Below are 21296 nucleotides of genomic sequence, written 5' to 3' on the forward strand. Positions count from 1 at the left end.
AATTGGGGCCGGCGGCCTTTCACCGCCGCCGGTCCCCGGATCAACAAACAGGCTGTTACTTGCCCTTCTTGTCGCCGTCGACTTCCTCGAAGTCGGCGTCGACGACCTTGTCGTCGTGGCCACCCGAGGCGCCGCCCTGATGGGCGCCGGCCCCGGCCGCACCGCCGGCATCGTCGCCGCCGGCCGCTTCCTGGGCCTTGTACATGGCCTCGCCCAGCTTCATGGAGGTCTGCATCAGGGCCTCGGTCTTGGCCTTGATGGCCTCGACGTCGTCGCCTTCCATGACGGATTTGAGGGCGGCGATCTCCTTCTCGATGGCGCCGGTCAACTCGGCACCGGCCTTGTCGCCGAATTCCTTCAGGCTCTTTTCCGTGGTGTGGATCAGGCCGTCGGCATGGTTGCGCGCCTCGATCAGCTCCTTGCGCTTCTTGTCCTCGGCGGCGTGGGCCTCGGCGTCCTTGACCATCTTCTCGATGTCGGAATCCGACAGGCCGCCCGAGGCCTGGATGCGGATCTGCTGTTCCTTGCCGGTGGCCTTATCCTTGGCGCTGACGTTGACCAGACCGTTGGCGTCGATGTCGAAGGTCACCTCCACCTGCGGCACGCCGCGCGGCGCCGGCGGAATGCCCACCAGATCGAACTGGCCCAGCACCTTGTTGTCGGCGGCCATCTCGCGCTCACCCTGGAAGACCCGGATGGTCACGGCGGTCTGGTTGTCCTCGGCGGTGGAGAACACCTGGCTCTTGCGGGTGGGGATGGTGGTGTTGCGGTCGATCAGGCGGGTGAACACGCCGCCCAGGGTCTCGATGCCGAGCGACAGCGGGGTGACGTCGAGCAGCAGGACGTCCTTGACCTCGCCCTTCAGCACGCCGCCCTGGATGGCGGCGCCGATGGCCACCACCTCGTCGGGGTTGACGCCCTTGTGGGGCTCGCGGCCGAAGAATTCCTTCACCACTTCCTGAATCTTGGGCATGCGGGTCATGCCGCCCACTAAGATGACCTCGTCGATCTCGCTGGCCTTGACGCCGGCGTCCTTGAGGGCCGCCTTGCAGGGCTCGATGGTCCGCGCCACCAGATCCTCGACCAGGGCTTCCAGCTTGGAGCGGGTCAGCTTGATGTTGAGGTGCTTCGGCCCCGAGGCGTCGGCGGTGATGAACGGCAGGTTCACCTCGGTCTGCATGGAGGATGACAGCTCGATCTTGGCCTTTTCCGCCGCTTCCTTCAGGCGCTGCAGGGCCAGACGGTCCTTGCGCAGGTCGATGCCCTGCTCCTTTTTGAACTCGTCGGCCAGGTAATCCATGATACGGGCGTCGAAATCCTCGCCGCCCAGGAAGGTGTCGCCGTTGGTGGACTTCACCTCGAACACGCCGTCGCCGATCTCCAGCACCGACACGTCGAAGGTGCCGCCGCCCAGGTCGTACACGGCGATGGTGCCGGCGCCCTTCTTCTCCAGGCCGTAGGCCAGGGCGGCTGCGGTCGGCTCGTTGATGATGCGCAGCACTTCCAGGCCAGCGATGCGGCCGGCGTCCTTGGTGGCCTGACGCTGGGCGTCGTTGAAGTAGGCCGGGACGGTGATCACCGCCTGGGTGACCTTCTCGCCCAGATAGCCTTCGGCGGTTTCCTTCATCTTCTGCAGGATGAAGGCCGACACCTGGCTGGGGCTGTACTTGGCGTCGCGGGCCTCGACCCAGGCGTCGCCGTTGTCGCCCGCCACGATGTGGTAGGGGACCAGATTCATGTCCTTCTTGGTGATCGGGTCCTCGAAGCGGCGGCCGATCAGGCGCTTGATGGCGAACAGGGTGCTGGTGGGATTGGTCACCGCCTGGCGCTTGGCCGGCTGGCCGACCAGACGCTCGCCCGGCTCGGTGAAGGCCACCATCGACGGGGTTGTACGCATGCCCTCGGCGTTTTCGATGACCTTGGCGTTCTTGCCTTCCATCACGGCCACGCACGAATTCGTGGTGCCCAGGTCGATGCCGATAACCTTGCTCATGACTGTCCTCTTTCCTGCTCGGCAGATCCCGGCGGCCCCAGACCTCTTCGGCAGCCGCCCCGGAATCCCCATCCGGGTTGAAATCCATCAATTGCCGGGCCGCACCAATTTCGGCCCACCGGCGTTATATAGGGCGGGATGGGAAGCGTGCAACGTGGGAAAATCAGTGTCGCGCCGAGTCCATCCGTCGCTTGATCATCAGCAGGTCGCGCCAGGCGTCGCGCTTGGCCTCGGGGGTGCGCAGCAGATAGGCGGGGTGGAAGGTGGCCAGGACCGGAATGGGCCGGGGCAGGCCGGGCGAATTGAACTCGAACCAGCGGCCGCGCAGGCGGTTGATGCCGTCGGCCTTGGCCAGCACCGCCGCGGCGGAAGCGCCGCCCAGCAGGATCAGCACCTGGGGATCGACCAGCTCGATATGGCGGGTGAGGAAGGGCATGCACACCGCCACCTCGTCGGAGGTGGGCTTGCGGTTGGCCGGCGGCCGCCAGGGCACCACGTTGGTGATGTAGCAGGTCGCCCGGTCCAGCCCGATGGAGGCCAGCATGCGGTCGAGCAGCTTGCCGCTGGGACCGACGAAGGGCAGGCCGCGCCGGTCCTCTTCCTGGCCGGGCGCCTCGCCGATGCACATGACGGCGGCTTCCGGGTTGCCGTCGCCGAACACGGTGGAACCGGCCGCTTGCTTGAGCGGCAGACCCTCGAACCCCTCCATGGCGCGGCGCAAGGCCTGCAGGTCGGCGCAGCCGGCCGCCAGATGGGCGGCGGTGCCGGGCAGGGCCGAGGCCGATGGGTCATGGCCGGGGGCGGCCATGACCGGCTCGGGCTGGCGGGCGTGGCGCTGGGGTTGCTGCTGGGGCGGCGCCGGAGCCGGCGCGGCGGCGGCACGGCTTTCCGCCGCCCGGCGCGTGGTGGCGTAGCGGTCCACCGGCTCCTCGCCCATGGTCTCGTCGAGGCCGGCCTCCAGGTACCAGCGCAGGATGTCATAGGGGTGAAGATCGGCGGAAACGGTGGTCATGGCGGCGATTTTAGCAGGCCCGGCGGAGCACGGGGAAATATTTGAGACACATTCTTTCCTTAAATAGGCCCATAAGGAATCGAATCGGTCGTATCCGCTGTGCTATAGAGGCACCCAGGTCCGTATCGGGCGTCGACCGGTGGAACGGGTGACGCAAGGGGAGTAGCAGGTCTAATGGAACGTGAATCCATGGAATTCGACGTCGTGGTGGTTGGCGGCGGGCCATCTGGCCTGACGGCGGCCATCCGGCTGAAGCAGATCAACGCCGACTTGAGCGTCTGCGTGCTGGAGAAGGGTTCGGAGGTGGGAGCCCACATCCTGTCGGGAGCGGTGATCGAGACGCGCTCGCTGGCGGAGCTGTTCCCGGACTGGAAGGAGCGCGACGCGCCGCTGCTGACGCCGGCCACCGACGACCGTTTCATGTTTCTGACGGAGTCCAAGGCCATCCGGCTGATGACGCCGCCGCAGATGAACAATCACGGCAATTACATCGTCAGCCTGGGCAATTTCACCCGCTGGCTGGGGGCCCAGGCCGAGGCGCTGGGGGTGGAGATCTTCGCCGGCTTCGCGGCGGCCGAGGTGCTGTACCACGAGGACGGCTCGGTCAAGGGCGTGGCCACCGGCGACATGGGGATCGGCAAGGACGGCCAGCCCACCCACAATCACACGCCGGGCGTCGAGCTGTGGGCGCGCCAGACCATCTTCGCCGAGGGCTGCCGCGGCTCGCTGACCAAGACGCTGTTCGAGCGCTTCGACCTGCGCAAGGATTGCGAGGACCAGACCTACGGCATCGGCATCAAGGAGCTGTGGGAGATCGACCCCGCCCGGCACAAGGCGGGCACCATCATCCACACCGTCGGCTGGCCGCTGGATAGCCAGACCTATGGCGGCTCGTTCCTCTATCACCTGGAGAACAACCAGGTGGCGGTGGGCTTCGTGGTCGGCCTGGACTACGCCAACCCGCATCTGTCGCCGTTCGACGAGTTCCAGCGCTTCAAGACCCATCCGGCCATCCGCCCGATCTTCGAGGGCGGCCGCCGGGTGTCCTATGGCGCGCGCGCCCTGTCGGAAGGCGGCTTCCAGTCGGTTCCCAAGCTGTCCTTCCCCGGCGGCGTGCTGGTGGGCGATACGGCGGGCTTCCTCAACGTGCCCAAGATCAAGGGTACCCACACCGCCATGAAGTCGGCCATGGTGGCGGCCGAGGCCGTCGCCGAGGCCCTGGGCCACGAGGGGGGCGCCAACGAGGTGAGCGCCTATCCCGAGCACCTGAGGAAGTCCTGGCTGTGGCGGGAGCTGCACGAGGTCAGGAACATCCGCCCCAGCTTCCACTGGGGCCTGTGGGGTGGCATCGCCTATTCGGCGCTGGAGACCTATGTGTTCAAGGGCAAGATGCCCTGGACGCTGCACCACCAGCCCGACCATCTGGCCCTGAAGAAGGCCAGCGAATGCCCGAAGATCGCCTACCCCAAGCCCGACGGGGTGGTGAGCTTCGACAAGCTCAGCTCGGTGTTCATCTCGTCGACCAATCACGAGGAGAACCAGCCGGCCCACCTCAAGCTGCGCGACCCGGCGGTGCCCGTCGCCATCAATCTCGAGCATTACGACGCCCCCGAGCAGCGCTACTGCCCGGCCGGCGTCTACGAGATCGTCAGGAACGACGACGGCTCCAATCCCCGCCTGCAGATCAACGCCCAGAACTGCCTGCACTGCAAAACATGCGACATCAAGGACCCCACCCAGAACATCAATTGGGTGGTCCCGGAAGGTGGCGGTGGACCGAACTATCCCAACATGTAAGAGTATCCGGGGCGTCCGACGTGATCGGGCGCCCCGGTTTCCTTTTGACCTAAGGTGTTGGGCGTGAAGCGGTTCGGGATACTGGTGATGACGGCGGTGGTGGTGGCTGGTCTGGGCGCCTGCGCCCCGCGGCCCGACGTTTCCGCCGATGACAAGGCGGACATTGGCGGCAACGAGACGGGTCTGGGCGCCTATCTCGCCGGGCGCTTCGCCCATGCGCGCGGCGATACCCGCGCCGCCGCCGAATACTACAGCCTCGCCGCCAAGCGCGATCCCGACAACATCGACATCCAGCAGCGCAGTTTCGCCTTGCTGCTGGCCGAGGGACGGCTGGCCGAGGCCGAGGCCATCGCCCAGCACCTGCTGGTCATCGACGACGAATCCCCACTGCCCGTCCTGGTGATGGGGGTGCAGGAGGCTCGCGCCGGCCGTTTCGATCTGGCGGAAAAACGCTTTGCCGCGCTGCCGGCCAAGGGCATCAACGGCTTTCTCGGGCCGTTGCTCACCGCCTGGGCCCGTGTCGGCCAGGGCAAGTTCGACGACGGCCTCGCCACCCTGGCGCCGCGCACCGACACCGCCGGCTTCGCTCCCATCTGGGAGTACCATGCCGGGCTGATGGGCGATCTGGCCGGACGACCGCAAGTGGCCGAGACCCATTTCAAGGCGGCGCTGGCCAACCAGACCAGCGTCCGCACCGCCGAGGCGGCGGGCACCTGGTACCAGCGGGCCGGGCGCATGGACGAGGCAAAGGCGGTCTACGAGCGTTATCACGCCGAGCATGGCGACCGTTCGCTGCTGGACGGACGCCGTCAGCTGGCGGCGGGCAAGGTTCTGCCCCGCGTGGTGGAATCCGCCACCGACGGTCTGGCCGAGGCGCTGTTCGACACCTCGTCCCTGGTGCGCCAGGGCAACGCCCAGGATCTGTCGCTGGTGTTCTCGCGTCTGGCGCTCAGCCTCAGGGCCGATTTCCCCCTGGCCCAACTGCTGCTGGCCGACGCCATGGTGGCCCAGGGCCGGCTGGAAGAGGCCAACGCCATCTACCGCGCCATGAACCGCTCCAGCCAGCCGGGGACCTTCGCGCGCCTGAAGCTGGCCGCCAATCTTGACGAGATGAAGCAGACCGACGACGCCATCGCCGAGCTCAAGGCCCTGGCGGTGGAATGGCCGGATTCCGCCGAGGCCCTGGTGACCCTGGGCGACGTCTTGCGCCGCCACAAGCGTTACGGCGAGGCGGCCGAGGCCTATGGCGCGGCCCTGGCCCGCACCGGCGGAAGTGCTGACCCGCGCAACTGGGCGCTGTTTTATGCCCGCGGTATCGCCTATGAGCGCGCCAAGCAATGGTCCAAGGCCGAACCCGACATGCTGGAGGCGCTCCGCCTCAACCCCGACCAGCCCGACGTGCTCAACTATCTGGGCTACACCTGGGTGGACCAGGGCATCAATGTGGAGAAGGGCCGCAAGCTGATCGAGCGGGCCGTCGAACTGCGTCCCAATGACGGGGCCATCGTCGATTCCCTGGGCTGGGCGCTCTATCGCATGGGCGAGTTCCAGGTGGCGGTGAAGTATCTGGAACGGGCCTCCGAGCTGAAGCCCGAGGACCCCACCGTCAACGAGCATCTGGGGGATGCCTTCTGGCAGGTGGGGCGTGATGTCGAGGCGCGCTACCAGTGGCAGCGCGCCATGGGCCTCGAGCCCGAGCCCGAGCAGATCGAGCCCCTGAAGGCCAAGATCTCCACGGGCCGCCTGCCCGCCACACCGGTCAAATAGACGACGGACTCATCATGAGCAGCTTTTCGGTCGAGGCTCCGGCCAAGGTCAACCTGACTCTTCACGTGGTCGGCAAGCGCGACGACGGCTACCATCTCCTGGACTCGCTGGTGGCCTTCGCCGGAGTGGGCGACACCCTGGAATTCAGCCCCGCCGATACCCTGGACCTCGACGTCACCGGCCCCACCGCCGACCAGATCCCGGCGGAAGGCGAGAATATCGTGCTGAAGGCCGCCCGCCTGCTGGCCGAGGCGGCCGGCGTGAGCCGGGGTGCCGCCATCACTCTCGTCAAACGGCTGCCGGTGGCCGCCGGGATCGGTGGCGGCTCGGCCGACGCCGCCGCGGCCCTCAAGGGGCTGATGCGCCTGTGGGACGTGTCCCTGCCGCCCGAAGCCCTGCGCAAGCTGGCGCTCGCCATCGGCGCCGACGTGCCGGTCTGTCTGGCTGGAACCCCCATGCGCATGATGGGGGTGGGCGAGGTGCTGGAGCCCGCTCCCGCTCTGCCGCCCGCCTGGCTGCTGCTGGTCAACCCCATGGTGCCGCTCCACACTCCGCCGGTGTTCAAGGCGCGTACCGGGCCGTTCTCCGAGGCCGATCCCCTGACCGCCTCGCCCGGAGACGCCAAGGCCCTGGCCGAGGCCCTGGCGGCGCGGCGCAACGACCTGACGCCGCCGGCCATCATCATCGAGCCGGTGGTGGGCGAGGTGCTGGCCGCCATCGCCGCTACTCCCGACTGCCTGCTGCCGCGCATGTCGGGCTCGGGCGCCACCTGCTTCGGTCTCTACGCCGGGGAAATCCAGGCCCGCGCCGCCGCCGCCCAACTCGCCGCTACCCATCCCGCCTGGTGGGTTGCCCCGGCACCGCTGCTGGGGCGTTGAAACTCTCGGCGGGTCGGGCTATGTTGCCCGCCCGCGCTGGTGGGGCGTCGCCAAGCGGTAAGGCACCGGTTTTTGGTACCGGCATTCCCAGGTTCGAATCCTGGCGCCCCAGCCAAGCTCTCTTCCGAATTTACGAACAGATCGGTTTCTGCTCAGCCCTTGGGCCAGTGCAGCATGCCGCGCGACAGCATATAGCCGCCGACGGTACCGGCGAAGGCCAGGGCGGCCAGGATCAGGGCGCGGGGGCTTAGCATGGCCGGTCGTCGGGTTCCAGCAGGCGGTGGGTGGAGTTGCGCCGGGGGTGCCACAGACCGCGCTCGATCGCTTCACGCAGGCGGGCGCGGATTTCCGCCAGGGCGGCGGGGTTGTTGGCCTTGAGGAAGTCGAGAACCGTCTCGTCGCCGAGATAGGCCTCGGCCACCAGGTCGAAATGGTGGTCCTTGACCGCCTTGGTGGTGGCGGCGAAGGCGAACAGGTAATCGACCCCGGCCGCCATCTCGAAAGCGCCCTTGTAGCCGTGGCGCATCACGCCCCTGATCCATTTGGGATTGACCACGCGGGCGCGGACCACGCGGGCGATTTCGTCGTCCAGGGTACGGATGCGGGGCGTTTCGGGTCGGGAATGATCGGCGTGCCACACGGTGGGTGCCCGGCCCGAGGCGGTTTCCACCGCCGCCGCCAGTCCGCCCTCGAACTGGTAGTAATCGTCGGAATCCAGCAGGTCGTGCTCGCGGTTGTCCTGGTTCTGCACCACCGCCTCGACCTTGGAGAGGCGCTGGCGGAACAGGGTATGGCCGGCTTCGCCCTCCGCTCCGGCGCCATAGGCCCAGCCGCCCCAGGCGATGTAGGATTCGGCCAGATCGGCCCGTGTGGTCCAGCCCTTCTCGTCGATCAGCGCCTGCAGCCCGGCGCCGTAGGCCCCCGGCATGGAGCCGAATACCCGGAAACCCGCCTGCCGCGCCGCCTGTTCCGGCGTGGCGCCCTCGGATTGCAGCCGGGCACGCTCGGTGCGGACTCGCTCGGCCAGGGGATTGATGTCGGCGGGCTCGTCCAGGGCGGCGACGGCGCGCGACGCCGAATCGAACAGATCGATGAGGTTGGGGAAGGCATCGCGGAAAAAGCCGGAAACCCGCAGCGTCACGTCGATTCGCGGGCGATCCAAGATGGTGGCGGGCAGAATTTCGAAGCCGGCCACCCGGTTGGAGCCCACATCCCAGCGGGGCTTGACCCCCATCAGGGCGAGGCCCTGGGCGATGTCGTCGCCGCCGGTGCGCATGTTGGAGGTGCCCCAGGCGGTCAGCGCCAGGGCCTTGGGCCAGTCGCCGTGCTCCTGCAGGTGGCGTTCCAGCAGCAATTGGGCGGATTTCCAGCCCAGGCTCCAGGCCGCCGGGGTCGGCACCGCCCTGGTGTCGACGGAATAGAAATTGCGCCCGGTGGGCAGCACGTCGGGCCGCCCGCGGGTGGGGGCGCCGGAGGGGCCGGGAGGAACGAAACGCCCGGCCAGCCCGGTCAGCAGGCCTTCGATCTCCGCCGCGCCGCAGGATTCCACAATGGGGCGCAGATGACCTTCGATCCATTGCAGCACCGGAATCGTCCGCGACCAGCCGGGCCCGGCGGGCTGCTCTCCGGCGATCAGGGCACGGGACAGGGCTTCCAGGCGCTCGACGGTATCGCCGTTGCTCCGCCACGGGGACTCGCCGCCCAGCGCCGCCGGCCGGGGACCGGTCCAATCGTCGCCCGGCACGCAATCCAGGGGATCGAAGTCGAGGCCGAGATCGGCGGCCAGGGCGCGAGGCAGGGAGGCGGCCTCCGGGGAGCTGCCCCTGGGCACCCGGGCCAGGGCGACCAGCAGGTCGATCAACTGGTCGCCCTCGGGCGATATGCCGAACACATGCAGGCCGTCGCGGATCTGCAGTTCCTTCAACTCGCACAGATGGTTGTCGAGCTTCTTCAGCGCCGCGTCCGGGTGGTCGTCGCGGGTGATGCCCAGATCCTCGTCCAGCCCGGCGGCGGCGGAAAGTGTCAGGATTTCCCGTTTCAGCACGGCAAGGCGGCGCGGGTCGACGCCCGCCGCCTCGTAATACTCGTCCACCAGCCGCTCCAGCTCGCGTAGCGGGCCGTAGCTTTCGGCGCGGGTCAGCGGCGGGGTCAGGTGGTCGATGATCACCGCGGCGGCCCGGCGCTTGGCCTGGGTGCCCTCGCCGGGATCGTTGACGATGAAGGGATAGAGATGGGGCAGCGGCCCCAGCGCGGCTTCCGGAAAACACTCCGCCGACAGGGCCAGCGCCTTGCCCGGCAGCCATTCCAGATTGCCGTGCTTGCCCATGTGCACCACCGCGTCGGCGCGGAAACCGTCCTGCAGCCAGGCGTGGAAGGCGAGGTAATTGTGGGGCGGCACCAGATCGGGGTCGTGGTAGCTGCTTGCCGGATCGATATTGTAGCCGCGCGCCGGCTGCACGGCTACCGTAACGGAGCCGAAACGGGTTGCGGGCAAGATGAAGTCGCCGCAGGTGACCTCGCCCTTGGCAAAGAAGGGATCGGCCTCCGGCGTGCCCCAGCGTTCCATCACCCTGTCCTGCAGGGCCCTGGGCTGGGAATGGAACCAGGCCAGATAATCGGGCAGGGAAAGGGTCTCGCGCCGCTCGCGGTGGGCCAGGGCGCGCCAGTCGTTGGTGGCGCCCGCCTGCATCAGCTCGATCAGGGCGTTGCCGTTGGCGGGGATGTCGGTGACCCGGTAGCCCGCCTCGCCCAGGGCGCGCAAGACCTGGATGGTGGCGGCCGGGGTATCGAGGCCGACGCCGTTGCCGATGCGGCCGTCGCGGTTGGGGTAGTTGGCCAGCACCAGGGCGACGCGCCGCTCGAGGGGGGGCTTGCGCCGCAGCTTGGCCCAGTTGGCGGCCAGACGGGTTACGAAGTCGATGCGGTCGGCAACCGGATTGTGGACGGCGAGGTCGCACTGTGTGGCCTCGTCGCGATGCGCCCGCTTGAACGAGACGGCGCGGGTGATCAGGCGGCCGTCCACCTCGGGCAAGGCGACGTTCATGGCGATGTCGCGCGGGCCGAGACCCTGGTTGCCCGCCGCCCAGGCCTCCTCGGTTCCCGAGGCCAGAATCACCTGCAGCACCGGGCAGTCGGCGGCATCCAGCGGGCCGCTCTCCGCCCTGCCGGGCGACGAGACGGCGAAGCCGGTGGCGTTGACGATCACGTCGGGCGGCGCCTCGGCCAGCAGGGTTCGGGTCAGGGCGGCGCTGACCGCGTCCTTCAGGCTGTGGACGTACAGGGCGGACGCCGCCAGACCTTGCGCCCGCAGACCTTGCAGCAGGGCATCCACCGGGGCGGTGTCGCCGGCCAGCACCAGGGCGCGATAGAACACCACCAGGACGCGGGGGCGGTCGTCCTTGGGGTCGGCGGCACCGTACAGGCCGGCCTGGGGCAGGGGGCGGGGTTCCAGCCATTCGGCCTGATGCCCGATCAGGCTGGCGCCATAGGCCAGGAAGGAACGGCAATTGTCCGGTCCGCCGTGCAGCAGATAGGCCCACAGCCGCTCCACCGCTTCCGGCGCCATGGTGGACTCGGCGGAGAGATCGGGATCGGGCTGGTCGGCGCCGGGCAGCAGGGCCAGGGCGACGCCATGGCGGCGGCACACGGCGACGATCTGCTCGATGCCGTAAGGCCAGTAGGACCGTCCGCCCAGCAGGCGGACCACCACCAGCCTGGCCTGGGCGATCACCTGCTCGACGTAAAGGTCCACCGACATATGGTGGGCCAGACGGGTGAGATTGGCCAGCCGCAGGCCGAACGGCGCCGCTTCCCAGGCATTGAAGGCGGCGGACAGGGCCGCCAGTTCGGTATCGGCCGCCGACAGCACCACCATGTTGGCCGGGCTCTGGCCGAGATCGACGGCCTCGGACCCGTCGGAAATGGTCCCGGCCTGGGCGGCGAGAAGGTGCATTACTGTTTCTTTCCCATGGGCTCCACCGGACACGGACGAACACGGACAGCCGCCGGTGCGGCTGCCGGGATGGACGCGGGTTGGAACCGTCCGCGTCCATGTGTGGACGGCCCCTGCGTTGCAAGGAAAATTAGGCGCAGTGTCCGCCGGTCTGGGGCAGTCATGTGTCCGGCCTGTTTGCGCGGCACACCTTGCCGCTGGCCATGATGTGATCCGCGAACCGCTCCCAAATCATCCGTACGGCCTCGACCGGCCGGGACACGAACAGGGTTTTTCGGCTCGTGGGTCTGACCGGTCGCCATCACGCTTTCATCGCCCTCGCAATCGAAGTGCCGTGGTTGGACTTTGGTTCAGGCGGCCAATCCGGCTTGCCTGTGATATGTGCCGCCATGGGCGAGAATAGCCCAGGCGATCCGGGCCAGCTTGTTGGCGATGGCGACGGTAGCCTTGCGTGCCGGCATGCGTTCCAGCAGCGCCTTGATCCACGGGCTTTCGGTTCGGTGGCGCAACATGCCGGTGGCACAGACGACGAGCAAGGAGCGGAGATAGCGGTCGCCGGCCTTGGTGATGGGGCCAAGGGCGGTCTTGCCTCCGGTCGAGTGCTGCGACGGCACCAGGCCGAGCCAGGCGGCGAAGTCGCGGCCGGTCTTGAAGCGATGAGGGTCGCCCATGGTGGCGGCGATGGCGCTGGCGGTGACCGGACCGATGGACGGGATGCTCGTCAGACGTCGACAGGCCTCGTCGGCGCGCTGAGCCGCCAGGACTTCGTGCTCGAGCGCATCGATCTTGGCCTCGGCATCGCGCAACTGTGCCGCCAGCATGCCCAGCGCCTCGCGCGCCAATTGCGGCAAAGCCAGATCGCCGGCATCCACGGCAAGAGCGATCAGGCCGTCGAGCGCTTTGTCGCCGCACGGCGCGACGATGCCGAACTCGGCCAGATGCGCCCGCACCGCATTGGCGAGCATGGTGCGCTGGCCCACCAGCATCTTGCGGGCACGATGAAGCATCAGCACCGCCTGCTGCTCGGGCGTCTTGACCGGCACCCGGGGGACAGAGCGCCGCGCCATCGCTTCGCAAATGGCAGCGGCGTCATTGGCGTCGTTCTTGCGGCCGCGCTTGACGTACGGCTTCACATAGGCCGGCGGGACCAGCACCACCTCGTGGCCCAGCGCCCCGATCTCCCGCGCCCAGTAATGGGCCGAGGCGCACGCCTCCATCCCCACCAGGCACGGCGACAGCTTGGTGAAAAAGCCGAGAACCTGGCCGCGCTTCAACTGACGGCACAAAATCGCTTCTTCATCCGCATTCACCCCGTGCAGCGCAAACGCGCCCTTCGACAGGTCGATCGCAATCCTGATAATCTCGCTCATGGGCGGCCCCCTCTTTGTGGCGTCTCAGAAACGACCACGTTAGGGCACTTCGATGCCGGTGAGCAGGGGCCGTCCACACCATCATCCGTGTCAATGAGCGGCTGAAACCCACGTTGGCTCAGCCCTTCGCGCCGTCGCGGCGAAACCGGCGATCTGAGTCTACAAACTCTTCCCCAGCCGTCCCGCCAGATCCTGGATGAACTGCCAGGCGACGCGGCCCGAGCGCGAGCCGCGGGTCACCGACCATTCGTTGGCCTGGGCGTGCAAATCCTCGGTGGAGATGGGCAGGCCGTAATGGGCCACATAGCCCTCGACGATGGCGAAGAAGGTATCCTGCGCCACGTGGTGGAAACCCAGCCACATACCGAAACGGTCGGACAGCGAGACTTTTTCCTCCACCGCCTCGCCGGGATTGATGGCGGTCGAGCGCTCGTTGTCGATCATGTCGCGGGCCATCAGGTGGCGGCGGTTGGAGGTGGCGTAGAACAGCACGTTCTCCGGCCGGCCCTCGATGCCGCCTTCCAGCACCGCCTTCAGCGATTTGTAGGCATCATCTTGCTGGTCGAACGACAGATCGTCGCAGAACAGCACGGCGCGCCGGCCGCTGTCCTTCAGCAGCCGCAGGCAGCGGGGCAGGGACGGGATATCCTCGCGGTGGATTTCCACCAGCAGCAGGGTACCGGGCTTCTCCGCGTTGATGGTGGCGTGCACCGCCTTGACCAGCGAGCTCTTGCCGGTGCCGCGCGCTCCCCACAGCAGCGCGTTGTTGGCGGGAAAGCCCTCGGCAAAGCGCCGCGTATTGGCGAGAAGCTGCTCGCGCTGGCGTTCGATGCCCTGCAGCAGGCCGATGTCCACCCGGTTGACGGCGGGCACCGCTTCCAGCCGGTCCGGATCGGCATGCCAGACATAGGCATCGGCGGCCGACAGGTCCTGGGCGGCGGAGGGCGGCGGCGAGAGGCGTTCCAGGGCCTCGGCGATGCGCTTCAGGGTATCGAGGGATTCGGCGTTGAACATGGCGGCGTTCCGTTGGATTGGGGGGCGCGGATGGTAACACGGTACGGACCGAATCACAGCGTCTCCCACTTGGCGTTTGCATCCAGGCGATTGGCCGCTATATTCCCGCTGCATTCCCCGCTGCATTGGACAATGCGCGACTTCCCGAGGAGACAGTGATGTTCGTGTCACCCGCTTACGCCCAGGCCGCCGCCGGTGGTGGTTCTTTTGGGGCCCTGGAACAGTTCCTGCCTCTGATCCTGATCTTCGTGGTGTTCTACTTCCTGCTGATCCGTCCGCAGCAGAAGAAGATGAAGCAGCACAAGGAGATGCTGGGCCAGCTTCGCCGTGGCGACCGCGTCGTCACCGCCGGCGGCATCATCGGCACCATCAACAAGCTGCTGAACGACACCGAAGTGTCGGTCGAGATCGCCGAGGGCGTGCGCGTGCGCGTGCTGCGCACCACCATCACCGAGGTGATGTCCAAGACCGAGCCGGTGGCCGGCGCCAAGGACGACAAGGCCAAGGACGACAAGCCCGAGGCCGAGGCCGACAAGGCAGATAAGTAAGCTCTTTCCTTCCTCCCAACCAGCACAGGCCGGGACATGAACCATTTCCCTATGTGGAAGATCGCATTGGTGGCGATTGTCAGTCTGTTCGGCATCGTTTTCGCGTCGCCGAACATGCTGTCCCGCGAGCACGCCGACCGTCTGCCTCACTGGCTCCAGCCGGTGAGCCTCGGCCTCGACCTGCAGGGCGGGTCCTACCTGTTGCTGGAGGTGGACACCGGCTATGTGGTCCGCGAACAGCTGACCTCGCTGGTGGAAAGCGTGCGCGCCACGCTGCGCAAGGAAAAGGTCAAGTACTCGGACCTGGGGGCCAAGGGCGATCAGGTCTCCTTACGGATCATCGAGGCCGATGACCGCGCCAAGGCCCGCGAGCTGCTGCGCAAGATCGACCACGATGCCGGGATCGAGGCCAAGGACGACGGGTCCATGGTGCTCAAGTACTCGGAGCAGGCGGTCAAGGCGCGCAAGACCGCCGCCATCGAGCAGTCGCTGGAGATCGTGCGCCGCCGTATCGACGAACTGGGCACCCGCGAGCCTTCCATCCAGCGTCAGGGCGAGGACCGCATCGTGGTTCAGCTGCCCGGCGTCAAGGACCCCGACCGTATCAAGGCTTTGCTGGGCAAGACCGCCAAGCTGACCTTCCACCTGCTGGACGACACCACCTCGGCCGACGAGGCGGGCAAGGGCAGGGTGCCGCCCGGCTCCATGCTGCTGCCGTCCGCCGAGAAGGAGCGCGGCATGCCCGAATCCTACGTGGTGCGCAAGCGTATCGAGGTGGGTGGCGACATGCTGGTGGATTCCAAGGCCACCTATGCCGATGGCCGTCCGGTGGTCAGCTTCCGTTTCAACGCCAGCGGCGCCAAGAAGTTCGGCGACGCCACCCGCGAGAACGCCGGCAAGTTCCTGGCCATCGTGCTGGACGAAAAAGTCATCAGCGCGCCGCGCATCAACGAACCCATTCTGGGTGGCTCCGGCATCATCTCGGGCAGCTTCTCGGTGCAGCAGGCCCAGGACCTGTCGCTGCTGCTGCGTGCCGGTGCCCTGCCGGCGCCGCTGCAGGTTCTCGAGGAGCGGACCGTCGGTCCCGATCTCGGCGCCGATTCCATCCAGGCCGGTGCCGTGGCCAGCCTGCTCGGCCTCGCCCTGGTGGTGGTGCTGATGGTCATCGTCTACGGCTCGCTGGGAGCCCTGGCCGATCTCGCCATGGTGCTCAACCTGATCCTGCTGCTGGCCTCGCTCTCCATGCTGGGCGCCACCCTGACCCTGCCGGGCATCGCCGGCATCGTGCTGACCATGGGCATGGCGGTGGATGCCAACGTGCTGATCTACGAGCGCATGCGCGAGGAGCAGCGGAACGGCCGCTCCATCATGTCGGCCATCAAGGCGGGCTACGATCGCGCCTTCGGCACCATCTTCGATGCCCACGTCACCACCCTGGTGGCGGCGGCGCTGCTGTTCCAGTTCGGCTCCGGCCCCATTCGCGGCTTTGCCGTCACCCTGACGTTGGGTCTGCTGGCCTCGCTGTTCACCGCCGTGCTGGTCAACCGCATCATGGTGGTGTCCTGGGTGCGTTGGCGCCGCCTTAAAACCCTGCCGCTGTACTAAGGCGAGGAGCGAGAGACATGAGACTGATCGACCGCGTCCTGCCGCACGGCACCAATTACGACTTCATCCGCTATCGCTGGTTCGCCTTCTGCATCACCGCCGTGCTGATCATCGGCTCCTTCGTCTCCATCGCGGTGAAGGGCTTCAATTTCGGCATCGACTTCGCCGGCGGCATCCTGGTCGAGGCGCAGTCCACCACCGGCCCGGCCGACCTGCACGCCATGCGCACCACGCTCGGCCATCTGGGCTTGGGTGAGGTCAGCTTGCAGGAGTTCGGCACCACCGGCCGCGACGTGATGATCCGCGTCCAGCGCCAGGAGGGCAACGAGAAGACCCAGATGGACGCGCTCGCCAAGGTCAAGCAATCCCTGGGCGAGGGCTTCACCTATCGCCGGGTCGAGATCGTCGGCCCCAAGGTGGGCGGCGAACTGGTGCGTGACGGTGTCCTGGCGGTCGTTCTGGCGCTGGCGGCCATCGCGCTGTACGTCTGGTTCCGCTTCGAGTGGCAGTTTGGCGTCGGCGCCCTGATCTCCACCTTCCACGACGTCATCACCACCTTCGGCCTGTTTTCCATCACCGGGTTGGAATTCAACCTGACCACCGTGGCGGCGATTCTCACCATCGCCGGCTATTCGGTGAACGATACCGTGGTGGAATACGACCGGGTGCGCGAGAACCTGCGCAAGTTCAAGAGCATGTCGCTCTATGATCTGCTGAATCTGGCGGTCAATGAGACCCTGGCGCGGACCATCCTGACGGTGTCCACGGTGTTCGTCACCGTGCTGGCCCTGCTGTTCGTGGGTGGCGAGGTGCTGCGCGGTTTCTCCATCGCCATGCTGTGGGGCCTGGTCATCGGCACCTTCTCGTCCATCTACGTGGCCATGCCCATGCTGATCTACTTCAACCTGCGCACCGGCAAGGCGGCGGAGGAGGAGGCGGCGGAAGCGGCCGAGGGTGGCCCGGCCGCCGCGCCGTAACGCCCCATGGACATCACGCCTCTCATCCCCACCGGCAAGCAGATCGTCAAGGGATACGGCGATGGCGGCTTCACCATCGCCGGTATCCGCTGGGAGGGATCGGTGCTGGTGCTGCCCGACCGGACCCGGTCCTGGGCACCTGCCGAGCTGGCCCAGGTCACCGAGGATAGTCTCGCCCCGCTGCTGGGCATGGAGGAAAAGCCGAGGATTCTGCTGCTCGGCTGTGGCCGGCGCATGGCCCCGGTCCCGGCGGCTCTACGCGCCGCTTTGCGGGCCGCCGGCATCACCCTGGAACTGATGGATACGGGCGGTGCCTGCCGCACCTTCAACGTGCTGGTTTCCGAGGACCGCTCCGTGGCGGCGGCGCTGATCGCCGTGTGAGGGGGGCTGTACCTACGGGGGTTTCAGCGGTTCATAGGCACGGACGCGGATGCCGCTTCGCGGCCACGGATAAGCGCGAAGAATGGAAATTCTAGATCTGTGTCCATCCGCGGGCGATGCGAAGCACCGCATCGGTGTCTTATGACTCCGTTCCGGCCGCAATCCACGGCCTCAATAGAAAAAGCCCCCGACCCGCGAGGGAAGGGGGCTTTTCCGTTGGCCCAGTGGTTTTAGCCGAGATTGGCTTCCACGAAGTCCCAGTTCACCAGATTGTCCAGGAAGCACTGGACGAAATCGGGGCGGCGGTTCTGCCAGTCCAGGTAATAGGCGTGCTCCCACACGTCGACGGTGAGCAGGGCCTTCTGGCCGTGGGCCAGGGGCAGATCGGCATTGGCGGTCTTGGTGATCTTCAGCTTGCCGCCGTCCAGCACCAGCCAGGCCCAGCCCGAGCCGAACTGGCCGACCGCGGCGGCCTTGAAGTCCTCCTTGAACTTGTCGAGGCCGCCCAGATCGGCCTCGATCTTGGCCAGCAGCTTGGCCCCCGGCTTGCCGCCGCCGCCCTTCTTCAGGCAGTTCCAGAAAAAGGTGTGGTTCCACACCTGGGCGGCGTTGTTGAAGATGCCCTGCTTGGCCGGCAGATCGGCGGCGGCCACCTTGATCACCTCTTCCAGCGACTTGGACGCCAGATCGGTGTCCTTGGTCAGGTTGTTGAGGTTGGTCACGTAGGCGGCGTGATGCTTGCCGTGATGAAATTCAAAGGTACGGGCGGAAATGTGGGGCTCCAACGCATCAATGGCGAAGGGGAGCGGCGGAAGCTCAAAAGCCATAATTCACCTCTATGTCGTCAAGGGGTTCCGAACCGAATTGGAAATCGTCTAAACGATGCGCCAAAGATAGGAACTCCAGGGGCGATTGTGAAGCACCTTTGTCGACTATTCATCGGCAGATGTGCCCCGCGAAAACGTCAGGCCCCTAGAAGGTCAGGCCCGGCCGGGCCAGTGCCAGCCGCGCGGCGGCCAGCCCGCTGGAGATGGCTGCCTCTATGGTACAGGGCCAGGGCGAGGCAATCCAGTCGCCGGCGAGGAAAACTCCGTCGCGGCCGCTGACCGGTCCGGGGCGGGCGACCACCGTATGGTTGTCGTGGGCCAGGGTGGCCCGCTTTTCCTTCATGATGCGGCACGGCGGCGGCGCGACGGGCGGCAGGGACAGGGCCCGGCGGATCTCGTCCCACAGGCGGTCGGCGATGGATTCATTGTCCAAATCCACCAGGGCCCCGGCGGCGGACACCGTCACCGACAGCACGTCGCCACGGGCGAACAGCCAGTGGCCCGAGGCATTGACCAGACCGAGGAAGTGGCTGTCATAGGGCAGTTGCACCGGTTGGGCGCAGCGGAAATGGGCGTTGACGATGGGCCGGGTCGGCAGGTCGGGCACCAGGCCCGGCAGCAGCGAGGCCGTCACCCATGGCGGCAGGGCCAGGATCACCCGGTCGGCGGGACCCAGCGGCACCTCGGTGTCGTCGAACGCCAGGGCGTGGGGCTCGACGGCCTTGAGGCGGCGGCGAAAGTGAATCTCCGCCCCAAACAGCGACAGGGTCGCCAGGGCTGGCGCCACCAGGGCGGCGGACAGGCCAGCGGGAAAAATCCACGGGGTCAGCGCATCCGATCCGCCCAGCAGGGCCTTGCGCATGGTCCAGGCGAACATGCGAGCCGACGCCTCGTCGGGCGCGGTGTTCATGATCGCCTCGCACATGGGCAGCCACAGCCGGTTGAAGGAGGCCGTACCGCCCAGCCGGCTGGCCACCGTTTCGGTCTTGCCGGTCCAGGGCAGGCCCAGGGCCTTGAGAATCTCGCCGATGCCGGCCGGCAGGCGCTTCGGGCTGACCGTCCAGGATTTGCCGGTGACCAGATCCACGAAGGGAAAGGCGGCCGGGGCCGCCACCATGGCCTCGATGCCGCCGGTCGTGCGGGCATAGGCCAGGGCGGCGCGGTTGGCGCCCAGCACCAGATGGCTGCCGTTGTCGATGACCCGGCCCAGGCGCTCGTCGAGGAACGAACGGCAACGCCCACCGGCATGGCCGGCCGCCTCGTGGACCACGATGCGCACGCCCGCCTTGGCGGCGGCGACACCGGCGGCGAGACCGGCCAGGCCGGCTCCCACCACATGGAGAGTCCCGGGGAAGGTCACGCCGTCAACCCACGCCAGAGGCCGACCAGGAATACCCCGGCATAGTCGAGCTTGCCGAGCTTGACCCGCTCGGCCAGGGGATCGCCCCGGCGCAGCTTGGCCGAAAGCTGTTCCGCCACCCGTACGGTGACGGCGCATTGCAACCGCATGCGGAGATCCTTGACGCGGCCGGTCAGCGGCCGGGCCAATTCGATCAGCCCGTCGGTGGCGTCCAGCATCTGGTCGAGGACCTGACGCAGGGCGGCCGGGCTGCGGTTGCCCTCCAGCACCTGCACGGTCAGTCCCTGGGCGGCCAGCCAGTCGCGGGGAATGTAGACCCGCTTCAGTTCGTGATAGTCCTTGCCGCAATCCTGCAGATGGTTGAGCACCTGCAGCGCCGCGCACAGGGCATCGGAGGGCGGAAAGGTGTCGTGGGACTCGCCGTGCAGGTCCAGCAGGAAGCGCCCGACCGGGGCGGCGGAATGACGGCAATAGGCCATCAGATCGGCCCAGTCCTCGCAGTAATCGCGCACCGAATCGCGGCGGAAGGCGTGCAGCAATTGGGAGGCATGCTCGATCATCGCCTCGTTGCCGTCGACCGCCCGGCGGTACTCCTCGGCCAGCACCAGGGCCGGGCCGCTTTCCTCGCCGCGCAGGGCGCGGTCCAGGGCGTCGAGCCCGGCCACCTTCTCCTCGGGCGAGAGGCTGGGCGAATCGCCGATGTCGTCGGCATGCCGGGCGAAATGGTAATAGGCCATGATGGTGGCGCGCTTGTGCTTGGGCAGCAGCAGGGAGGCCACCGGGAAGTTTTCCTGGCTGGCGGTCTTGCTGGCGGCGGCGAGGGGAACGGCGGCGGCGCGGGACAAGGAGTTCGGCCTTCCAATTGGAGCGAGGGGCGGGAAGGGCTATATATGCCACGCTCCCCTGTCGGGCTCCAGTTGAAACGAGGTTCCATGTCCGCCCCGCCTGCGCCCTCTCCCGGTCTGTCCCACGCCGCCCGGCTGGTGTCCGAGTTCGATCGCGACCGCTTCGTCACCGCCCTGTTCGCGCCGCCGGAACGGCGCGAGGCGTTGATGCTGCTCTATGCCTTCAATGTGGAGATATCCAGGGTGCAGGAAAGCGTGCGCGAGCCCATGGCCGGGATGATCCGTCTGCAATGGTGGCGGGATTCCCTGGTCGCCGGGGCGGAGGGCGGGGCCTGCGACAACCATCCGGTGGCCCGGCCGCTGGGCGAGTTGATCCGTGGCCGCAACCTGCCGCTGGAGCCGTTCGACGATCTCATCTCGGCCCGTCAGGACGATCTGGAAGGTATTGCCCCCGCCGATCTGGCCGAGGCCGAGCGTTACGCCGAACGCAGTTCCGCCGCGCTCACCGCCCTGGCTCTGACGGTGCTGGGCGCCGAAACCGCGGATGTCCGCCGGGCCGGCCACCACGTGGGAACCGCCTGGGGACTGCTCGGCGGCTTGCGTGCCGTGGGCCACCACCTGTCAATAGGCAAGTTGACGCTGCCCGAGGACCTGCTGCGCTCTGCCGGCACCACCGGCGAGGCGGTGAGGCACGGGCAGGCGTCAACCGAGTCGTTGACGGCCGTCGCCCGATTAGTGGGCGAACGGGCCCGTCATCATCTGGCCGAAGCCCGGCGTATGCGGCCCGGACGCGGCGGGCTGGCGGCGCTGCTGCCGGCCATCCTGGCCGATGGTTATCTGCAAGTGCTTGAAAAGGCTGGCTGGAATCCCTTCGACAGCCGGGTGTCCCGGCCTCGGCCCCGGCCGATCCGCCTTATCCTGGCTCATCTCAGCGGGCGATTTTAGGTATTATTGCTGAACCGCAATGATA

The 21296-nt window shown here is 67.4% G+C and carries 16 protein-coding genes and 1 tRNA gene; 9 read left to right on the forward strand and 8 right to left on the reverse strand.

What is annotated here, in order from left to right; genetic code table 11:
• Positions 1-55: 55 nt before the first annotated feature.
• Positions 56-1993 (reverse strand): molecular chaperone DnaK, encoded by a 1938-nt coding sequence (gene dnaK, locus CP958_RS14665; RefSeq protein ID WP_096702744.1) that lies wholly within the window; start codon positions 1991-1993, stop codon positions 56-58.
• Between the two features lie 163 nt (positions 1994-2156).
• Positions 2157-3005, reverse strand: a complete 849-nt coding sequence (locus tag CP958_RS14670; protein WP_347337843.1) for a uracil-DNA glycosylase — start codon at positions 3003-3005, stop codon at positions 2157-2159.
• A gap of 174 nt (positions 3006-3179) precedes the next feature.
• On the opposite strand from CP958_RS14670, the gene CP958_RS14675 reads away from it, so the two are divergent.
• The 4 genes from CP958_RS14675 to CP958_RS14690 all read left to right on the forward strand — a co-directional run bounded on the left by CP958_RS14675 (position 3180) and on the right by CP958_RS14690 (position 7562).
• Positions 3180-4802: an electron transfer flavoprotein-ubiquinone oxidoreductase gene (locus CP958_RS14675; protein WP_096702746.1), complete on the forward strand. Its 1623-nt coding sequence runs from the start codon at positions 3180-3182 to the stop codon at positions 4800-4802.
• A 63-nt stretch (positions 4803-4865) separates the two neighbouring features.
• The gene (locus tag CP958_RS14680) at positions 4866-6569 is read left to right on the forward strand and encodes a tetratricopeptide repeat protein (RefSeq protein ID WP_242442907.1); all 1704 of its coding nucleotides are present in this window, start codon (positions 4866-4868) and stop codon (positions 6567-6569) included.
• Positions 6570-6583: 14 nt separating this feature from the next.
• Positions 6584-7447 carry a 4-(cytidine 5'-diphospho)-2-C-methyl-D-erythritol kinase gene (locus tag CP958_RS14685; RefSeq protein WP_096702748.1) on the forward strand — a complete coding sequence of 288 codons (864 nt, stop codon included), beginning with the start codon at positions 6584-6586 and terminating at the stop codon, positions 7445-7447.
• A 40-nt stretch (positions 7448-7487) separates the two neighbouring features.
• A tRNA-Gln gene (locus CP958_RS14690) sits at positions 7488-7562 on the forward strand.
• Between the two features lie 132 nt (positions 7563-7694).
• Here CP958_RS14690 and cobN read toward each other — a convergent pair.
• The 3 genes from cobN to CP958_RS14705 form a co-directional block, all read right to left on the reverse strand.
• Positions 7695-11399, reverse strand: coding sequence for a cobaltochelatase subunit CobN (gene cobN, locus CP958_RS14695; RefSeq protein ID WP_096702750.1), 3705 nt, complete (start codon positions 11397-11399; stop codon positions 7695-7697).
• A 350-nt stretch (positions 11400-11749) separates the two neighbouring features.
• Positions 11750-12769, reverse strand: coding sequence for an IS110 family transposase (locus CP958_RS14700; protein WP_096702752.1), 1020 nt, complete (start codon positions 12767-12769; stop codon positions 11750-11752).
• Between the two features lie 159 nt (positions 12770-12928).
• Positions 12929-13783: an ATP-binding protein gene (locus CP958_RS14705; RefSeq protein ID WP_096702754.1), complete on the reverse strand. Its 855-nt coding sequence runs from the start codon at positions 13781-13783 to the stop codon at positions 12929-12931.
• 158 nt (positions 13784-13941) lie between these two features.
• Here CP958_RS14705 and yajC point away from each other — a divergent pair, with 158 nt between their 5' ends.
• The 4 genes from yajC to CP958_RS14725 are packed head-to-tail and all read left to right on the forward strand — an operon-like array spanning position 13942 to position 17294.
• The gene (yajC, locus tag CP958_RS14710) at positions 13942-14331 is read left to right on the forward strand and encodes a preprotein translocase subunit YajC (RefSeq protein ID WP_096702756.1); all 390 of its coding nucleotides are present in this window, start codon (positions 13942-13944) and stop codon (positions 14329-14331) included.
• A 36-nt stretch (positions 14332-14367) separates the two neighbouring features.
• Positions 14368-15936 carry a protein translocase subunit SecD gene (gene secD, locus CP958_RS14715; protein WP_096702758.1) on the forward strand — a complete coding sequence of 523 codons (1569 nt, stop codon included), beginning with the start codon at positions 14368-14370 and terminating at the stop codon, positions 15934-15936.
• 17 nt (positions 15937-15953) lie between these two features.
• Positions 15954-16913 carry a protein translocase subunit SecF gene (gene secF, locus CP958_RS14720; RefSeq protein WP_096702760.1) on the forward strand — a complete coding sequence of 320 codons (960 nt, stop codon included), beginning with the start codon at positions 15954-15956 and terminating at the stop codon, positions 16911-16913.
• 6 nt (positions 16914-16919) lie between these two features.
• Entirely contained in the window at positions 16920-17294 is a 375-nt protein-coding gene (locus CP958_RS14725) for an Mth938-like domain-containing protein (RefSeq protein WP_096702762.1), read from the forward strand.
• 230 nt (positions 17295-17524) lie between these two features.
• On the opposite strand, the gene CP958_RS14730 is transcribed toward CP958_RS14725, so the two are convergent.
• The 3 genes from CP958_RS14730 to hpnC form a co-directional block, all read right to left on the reverse strand.
• On the reverse strand, positions 17525-18121 hold the full coding sequence (locus CP958_RS14730) for a superoxide dismutase (RefSeq protein ID WP_096702763.1): 597 nt from the start codon (positions 18119-18121) through the stop codon (positions 17525-17527).
• 145 nt (positions 18122-18266) lie between these two features.
• A complete protein-coding gene (locus CP958_RS14735) occupies positions 18267-19481 on the reverse strand; it encodes an FAD-dependent oxidoreductase (protein ID WP_096702765.1) in 1215 nt (404 codons plus the stop codon).
• Positions 19478-20326, reverse strand: coding sequence for a squalene synthase HpnC (gene hpnC / locus CP958_RS14740; RefSeq protein WP_096702767.1), 849 nt, complete (start codon positions 20324-20326; stop codon positions 19478-19480). The genes CP958_RS14735 and hpnC overlap by 4 nt, the downstream gene beginning before the upstream one ends.
• 87 nt (positions 20327-20413) lie before the next feature.
• Between hpnC and CP958_RS14745 the strand changes: the two genes are divergently transcribed.
• Positions 20414-21271, forward strand: a complete 858-nt coding sequence (locus CP958_RS14745; protein ID WP_096702769.1) for a phytoene/squalene synthase family protein — start codon at positions 20414-20416, stop codon at positions 21269-21271.
• Positions 21272-21296: the final 25 nt, after the last annotated feature.

This window comes from Magnetospirillum sp. 15-1 (assembly GCF_900184795.1).
Taxonomy (GTDB): Bacteria; Pseudomonadota; Alphaproteobacteria; order Rhodospirillales; family Magnetospirillaceae; genus Phaeospirillum.